Origin of the sequence: Fibrobacter sp. (assembly GCA_024398965.1) — a bacterium.
Lineage (GTDB): Bacteria > Fibrobacterota > Fibrobacteria > Fibrobacterales > Fibrobacteraceae > Fibrobacter.
Genome location: JAKSIF010000088.1, coordinates 1 through 5350 on the forward strand (window position 1 = coordinate 1; position 5350 = coordinate 5350).

Here is a 5350-nt window from a genome sequence, read left to right on the forward strand (position 1 = left end):
TCGTTAAAGAACGTCTCGGCAAGATCTGTCATGAGGTCATCCTTGAAAGACATTGTTTACACAACCTTACGAGAAATGATTGCGGCACCGTTCATCGGGACAAACAACGGGCTGGATTCTTCTTCAAGAATCTTGGACTTGCCGTTCTTAATCCAGGTGTAAACGTAGGACTGGCAAACATTCAGGGTGCCGTCGGTACCATCTGCGATAGCGCCGTAATGCATCTTGAAGCCAGCACCATTACCAATCATGATAATGGAATCCTTGGGAATCAAGTTCAGGTCCTTCTTCTGCTTTTCGTCATAGAAGAATTCATCGTAGGTAATGATGTCCATGCCAAGGATGTGAGCGGCACGAGTAATGCCTTCCGGATCGGTGTCCTTCGGGTCAATTTCACCGAACATCATGTGACGCTTGTCCATGTATTCCTTGACAGCATCATTCTGGATGAATGCGTCGAAGGCGTCGTTACCCATGATGGTCAAACCGACATTGCCACCACCATTCTTCGCGACCAGACGCTTCTGGTTCAGAAGATAGAGAATCGGATTGGAACCATTTGCATCAAACTTATTACCAGAAGCTGCGGGAGAAAGGTTTGCAGAAGGGATGTTCAGGTTGATGGTTCGCATCAGGTTGTCATCAACCTTAACGTCAACCTTACCAGTAGTGATCGCTTCAACAATCTGCTGTTCTTCACGACGTTCGATAGACTGACGAAGTTCGAGAGCGTCATTCATCAAGCTCTGGAACTTAATCTTTTCAGAACTTTCCTGGCCACCATAGGTAACAATACCGTCTGCCTTAGCAGCAGTTTCAACATCGCGCTTGGAAAGATCGCGCCACGGATGCACGGTAGGAGCAGTCACCACAAGGCGTTCAAAGCCATCACGGGCAAGAGCCTTGCCATTTTCGTCATCATCGGCAACATAGGAAGCAATGAGACGGGTCTTCTTATTCTGCTGAAGAATAAGAGTCTTAGTCTTGTGCAGTTCAACAGCGCACATACGGCGAAGGAACTGAGAAGGCTTAAAGTTTACGCTGGTAAGCTTGGTCAGCTCGTAGCGAGAATCAAGATTGAGTTCACCAGACATTCTGTTCTCCTTTCATTAGTCCTTTACGCCGTCAACAGCCTTAAAGAAAAGGCAACGTGCGGCAAGTTCATCCTTAACGGTCTGCACATTGGCACCTTCGCCAACTACAATAGAACCGTCAGCAAAGCAACCTGTGCGGGCAACGAGAGCATAGCCGCCATCAGCACCAGTATTTACATCCGCCATAAGGCGAGCAACCGGTTTAGCATCACCGGCAACAAGCACAAGGCCCTTGTCGGCACCAGCGGAATTCACCGCAAGGATTGCACCGCGCTTAAGGTTCTGATTGGCCCCGATCTTTACAACTTCGCTGTGAATCGGGAAATCACCTGCGATATCGTTGTCGAAATTGATCTTAGTCGACATTGTTTACCCCTTTTTGTAGAATTTGTTTGCAGCTTCCTTGGCCCAATCGGAATGCTTAGAAGCAGAAGTTTCTTCCTTTTCGCCATCCGGAGTCACGCTGTTTGCGGCAGAGGCACTCTTTTCAAGTGCGGAAATAGCACGATCCTTTTCAGATGCGGCAGACGGAACTGTTTCAGCCTTAGCCTTGAATTCGTCACGTTCAGCAGAAACCTTCTTCAGTTCTTCTGCCTGGGCAACGATTTGCTCCTTAGCTTTGGAGAGAGCGAACTCATTTGCGTCAGCGACGGTCTTAGATTCGTCTTCCATAAAGTTTTTCTTGTCTTCTGCAGAGATTTCAACACCCGCAAAAGCAGCTTCAAAGGAAGCTACACGGGCCTTGTAATCAGCAATGGCCTGAGCCTTGATAGCTTCCAGATCCACGCCTTCAGCGCTTGCTGCGGGAGCGGACTTTTTGTTTTCAGTAGCCATTACGCCACCTCCAATAGATAGACTTCCCTGAGCCATTTGTTCACAGAGAGCGTCCAGGGAAATCACGCCGTCTGCAAGACCAGCCTTTACAGCATCGGCACCGATAAACACGGCACCTTTACCGTAATTGTTGAGTACATCCTGGTAAGTAGTTTCACGATTGCGGGCAACCGTTTCAATAAATACGCTGGCAAGATCGTTCAGTTCTTTCTTGATCAGAGCCAAGCCTTCTGGAGTATCGGGCGTTGCAGCTTTATCGGGAGACAGGTCAGAAACAACTACCTGCGTCTTGATCAAATCCTCGCTCCACTTCGAGAAGCTACACAGCACGCCAATAGAACCAAGAGTGCCATTGTCAGCACAAAAAACTTTTTCACAACTAGACCCAATCCAATAGGCGGCAGAACACATCATTCCACCGGTGCGAGCAACAATGCCATACGGCTTTTTACCGCGGGCTTCAAAAATTCGATTACCAAGGTCAGCACAGCCATTGACTTCACCACCCGGAGAATTGATGTCAAAGACAATTCCCTTGACGTTATCATCTGCAAGACATTCATCGAAAGCAGCCTGAATAGAATCGTAAGAATCGCAGCCCCACCAGAACGCATCTTCACCGCGATACATCAGAGAACCGTCAATTTTAATGACGGCAATCCCGTCGTCACGATGTTCAACAGCGTTCACAATATCAAGTTCGCCACTTTCCTTGCGATAGCTGAACCACCCGTCTTCATCTTCGGTAAAACGCAGGCGGGAAGATGCCAGGATAGATGCATCTTCGGAGCGCATAGCCCACTTTGTACCGATAAACTTCGCCAAAAAATTCATTCCTATTTTCCTAGTTCAAAGAACTTTCGTTCGTATCATCAGTCGATACAGAGAAACTTTCAGTCTTAGTTACGCTACCAGGTTCGCCAAGACCCTTTGCCTTGCGCATACTCAGTTCCTTTGCAAGCTGGTCTGTAATCACATCGTATTCGCCGCCATTGACCATGGCGCAAGCAGTATCACGGTCCATAAGCTGTTCGTCAATCTGCATCTTGATTGCCTGGGTCTCCTTAAGCGGATCCAAAAGGAAAGCTGCATCAGAAATCCAACGACATCCACACCATGCGGCGCGTTTCATCGGATCATCAAAGAAACCAGGAGCGTCAATAAGACCCGTTAGGATTGCTTGAGCAAGCCATTTTTCATAAATGGGCTGACAAAAATCCGAAATAAAGTCATTGCGCATGCGGTTGAATGTCTTTCGGCTCTCAAGGACCGCTGCACGAACTGCGTTATAATTCGATGTATGGAAATTCTTTAAAATCACCTCATAGCTCGAACCCGCAGCAGCGCCAGCCTCACTAAAAATGGACTCGACAAACGGCTGATAGTTTACATTCGGTCGAGTCGTATTCAGCAGACTTGCGCTGTACTTGTTCGGCAAAGACCAAATTCCACCAGGTTTCATCGACAGTTCAAGCGAAGGCGCCGTTCCATTCACAGGATTTCCGTAAGAATCCGTTTCCGTGTTTCCTTCGTCAGCGCCCATATCATCGGCTTCTTCGTCATTATTGCTGGTAACGACTGCAGTAACGCAAGCACTGACTACAGCAGCCATAAGTTCTGCATCCTGATATCGTTCCAGCTGCTTAAGCTGCATAATTAAAGGAGCCAGCAGAGGGACACCTCGACGTTGGTCTGTACGATCAACAGACATAACGTGAATCACATTCGGATAACCGAGCGCATCATAAGCAGGAATACGAACACAATCAACCGTATCAGAATAAGAGTCAATGCTCCATGTAGGTTTGGAAGAGAAATGGAATGCAGTCGGCATACCACTCTTATCAACTTCTACTCCATGAACAAGAGCGTCGGAATCAAAAGAACCAAATGGGTTCTGGCAACGGTCAGCTTCAAGGATTTTAATGCAAAGACCAAATGCGGAATTTTTCTTGTCATAGCAAGCAAGACCGAAGCTGTCACCGCCAATTTTTGCTGACTTGAAAGCAAGATGCTGAAGTTGAGCAAAGTTATTCTTGCGCTCTGCATCACAGTTTTTCGATTCAGCCCAAAGTTCAAAAAGACGTTGCGTCTTTCGACACCATTCTTCGGCCTGTTCCGCATTTAGCCCAACCACATCCATCAAACGAAGAGTAGGACGGCACTTACAGCCAGTACCAACAACATTGGTGGTAAAACTTTCAATCATCGCGCGACTGAAAGTGTTGTTCTGGAAAAGCTGGCGGCTACGCAAACGAAGTGTTTCCAGGTCCAAGGCCAGATCACGGTCAGCAGAACTCGGAAGCGCAACAAAATTTCGCAAGGCCTCCGTTACAACGGACGCCGCCTTCCACGCAGTACCTTTTGGACCGATCGTACTAGCCATCGAAAACCCTAACCGGGAATACCCGTAATAATTTTCATTTTACAGTTGCTGCCGCCACGAGCTGAAGCCAAGCGGTCAAGCCACAAATCAAGTTCTTTCTGACAAGATTCAACAGACGCATTCGTTTTAGATCGACCGCCTATGGAATAACTTTGCGCATCCATAGCCCGCACAAGCGCTGTTTCAGCAGCAGCAACCATTTTTTCACAAAGAGCTACAGAATAACGTTTTGCCATACGTTCACAAGATAGCCCATCCACATCGGTAAATACGATTTTTGGACCATCTTTTTTGAAGACGGTCATTTTGGGTATTGACAGGCTATTTGGCAGTGGCTACAGCGTGCTTCAGCTGCTTATCGAATTCCAGGGGAAGTTCCTTCGATGCGATTTTCCGGACGATTTCCTCAAAGTCCCAGCGTTTCATCACCTTGGCAACAGGAACGCCAACGTATAGCCACTTCATTTGCTTGCGGTTGGACTTATCGCGAATGGCAATAATGTCCTGCCCCTTCTTGTTTTTGATGTTCTTGAAGGCGTGGGGCGTGGCCACATGGGCCTTGGTCTTTTTGGGGTAGGCATCGGCATATTTAAGCAATGCGCCGGCGGTCATTCCACGCTTGATCCTACCGCTGGAAAGTCGAAAGTCCTTAAGGCCACCGTCTTTGATGGGAACCATAAGCACCCTGGATTTTTCAGGCTTCTTGTCGCCACCCTTCGTGTTGATATACATCCAATCATGCGGGAAAGAAACTTCTGCAACGGGATTTTCGCGGGTGCCCTTCTTTATCTGGACGCGTTGCGGCAATTTCGTATTGCGCACCGTAAAGGACTTCTTGAATTCCGTGGCAAGGCCAGGCTTTACTTTCTTGAAGGCGACTTCGTTCACCGCCTTAAAGGCAGCAAACCTCACCTGCTTCATGTCCTTCTTGATTTGGTTTTCAAGAGCCTTGCCCAACTTGTCCAAAGATACCGTAACAGAACTCATAGTTTCATTCCTCCCGAAATTTCTCGTATTTGTTTTTTCCTGCGGACGG

At 47.7% G+C, this 5350-nt stretch carries 6 protein-coding genes; all 6 read right to left on the reverse strand.

Going from position 1 to position 5350, the window contains the following annotated elements:
• Window positions 1–56: 56 nt before the first annotated feature.
• The 6 genes from MJZ26_14490 to MJZ26_14515 are packed head-to-tail and all read right to left on the reverse strand — an operon-like array spanning window position 57 to window position 5301.
• Complete coding sequence (locus MJZ26_14490; GenBank protein ID MCQ2106985.1) at window positions 57–1094, reverse strand: major capsid protein; 1038 nt, start codon at window positions 1092–1094, stop codon at window positions 57–59.
• A gap of 15 nt (window positions 1095–1109) precedes the next feature.
• Entirely contained in the window at window positions 1110–1460 is a 351-nt protein-coding gene (locus tag MJZ26_14495; GenBank protein MCQ2106986.1) for a hypothetical protein, read from the reverse strand.
• A 3-nt stretch (window positions 1461–1463) separates the two neighbouring features.
• Entirely contained in the window at window positions 1464–2762 is a 1299-nt protein-coding gene (locus MJZ26_14500) for a S49 family peptidase (protein MCQ2106987.1), read from the reverse strand.
• A 10-nt stretch (window positions 2763–2772) separates the two neighbouring features.
• Window positions 2773–4314 carry a phage portal protein gene (locus MJZ26_14505; GenBank protein ID MCQ2106988.1) on the reverse strand — a complete coding sequence of 514 codons (1542 nt, stop codon included), beginning with the start codon at window positions 4312–4314 and terminating at the stop codon, window positions 2773–2775.
• 8 nt (window positions 4315–4322) lie between these two features.
• Window positions 4323–4619 (reverse strand): hypothetical protein, encoded by a 297-nt coding sequence (locus MJZ26_14510; protein MCQ2106989.1) that lies wholly within the window; start codon window positions 4617–4619, stop codon window positions 4323–4325.
• Window positions 4620–4635: 16 nt separating this feature from the next.
• A complete protein-coding gene (locus MJZ26_14515) occupies window positions 4636–5301 on the reverse strand; it encodes a hypothetical protein (protein MCQ2106990.1) in 666 nt (221 codons plus the stop codon).
• Between the last annotated feature and the right edge of the window lie 49 nt (window positions 5302–5350).

Bases quoted from the DNA above. Each gene is read 5' to 3' on its own strand.
- MJZ26_14515 (MCQ2106990.1), bottom strand. From the start codon at position 5,301: ATGAGTTCTGTTACGGTATCTTTGGACAAGTTGGGCAAGGCTCTTGAA.
- MJZ26_14510 (MCQ2106989.1), bottom strand. From the start codon at position 4,619: ATGACCGTCTTCAAAAAAGATGGTCCAAAAATCGTATTTACCGATGTG.
- MJZ26_14490 (MCQ2106985.1), bottom strand. From the start codon at position 1,094: ATGTCTGGTGAACTCAATCTTGATTCTCGCTACGAGCTGACCAAGCTT.
- MJZ26_14505 (MCQ2106988.1), bottom strand. From the start codon at position 4,314: ATGGCTAGTACGATCGGTCCAAAAGGTACTGCGTGGAAGGCGGCGTCC.
- MJZ26_14500 (MCQ2106987.1), bottom strand. From the start codon at position 2,762: ATGAATTTTTTGGCGAAGTTTATCGGTACAAAGTGGGCTATGCGCTCC.
- MJZ26_14495 (MCQ2106986.1), bottom strand. From the start codon at position 1,460: ATGTCGACTAAGATCAATTTCGACAACGATATCGCAGGTGATTTCCCG.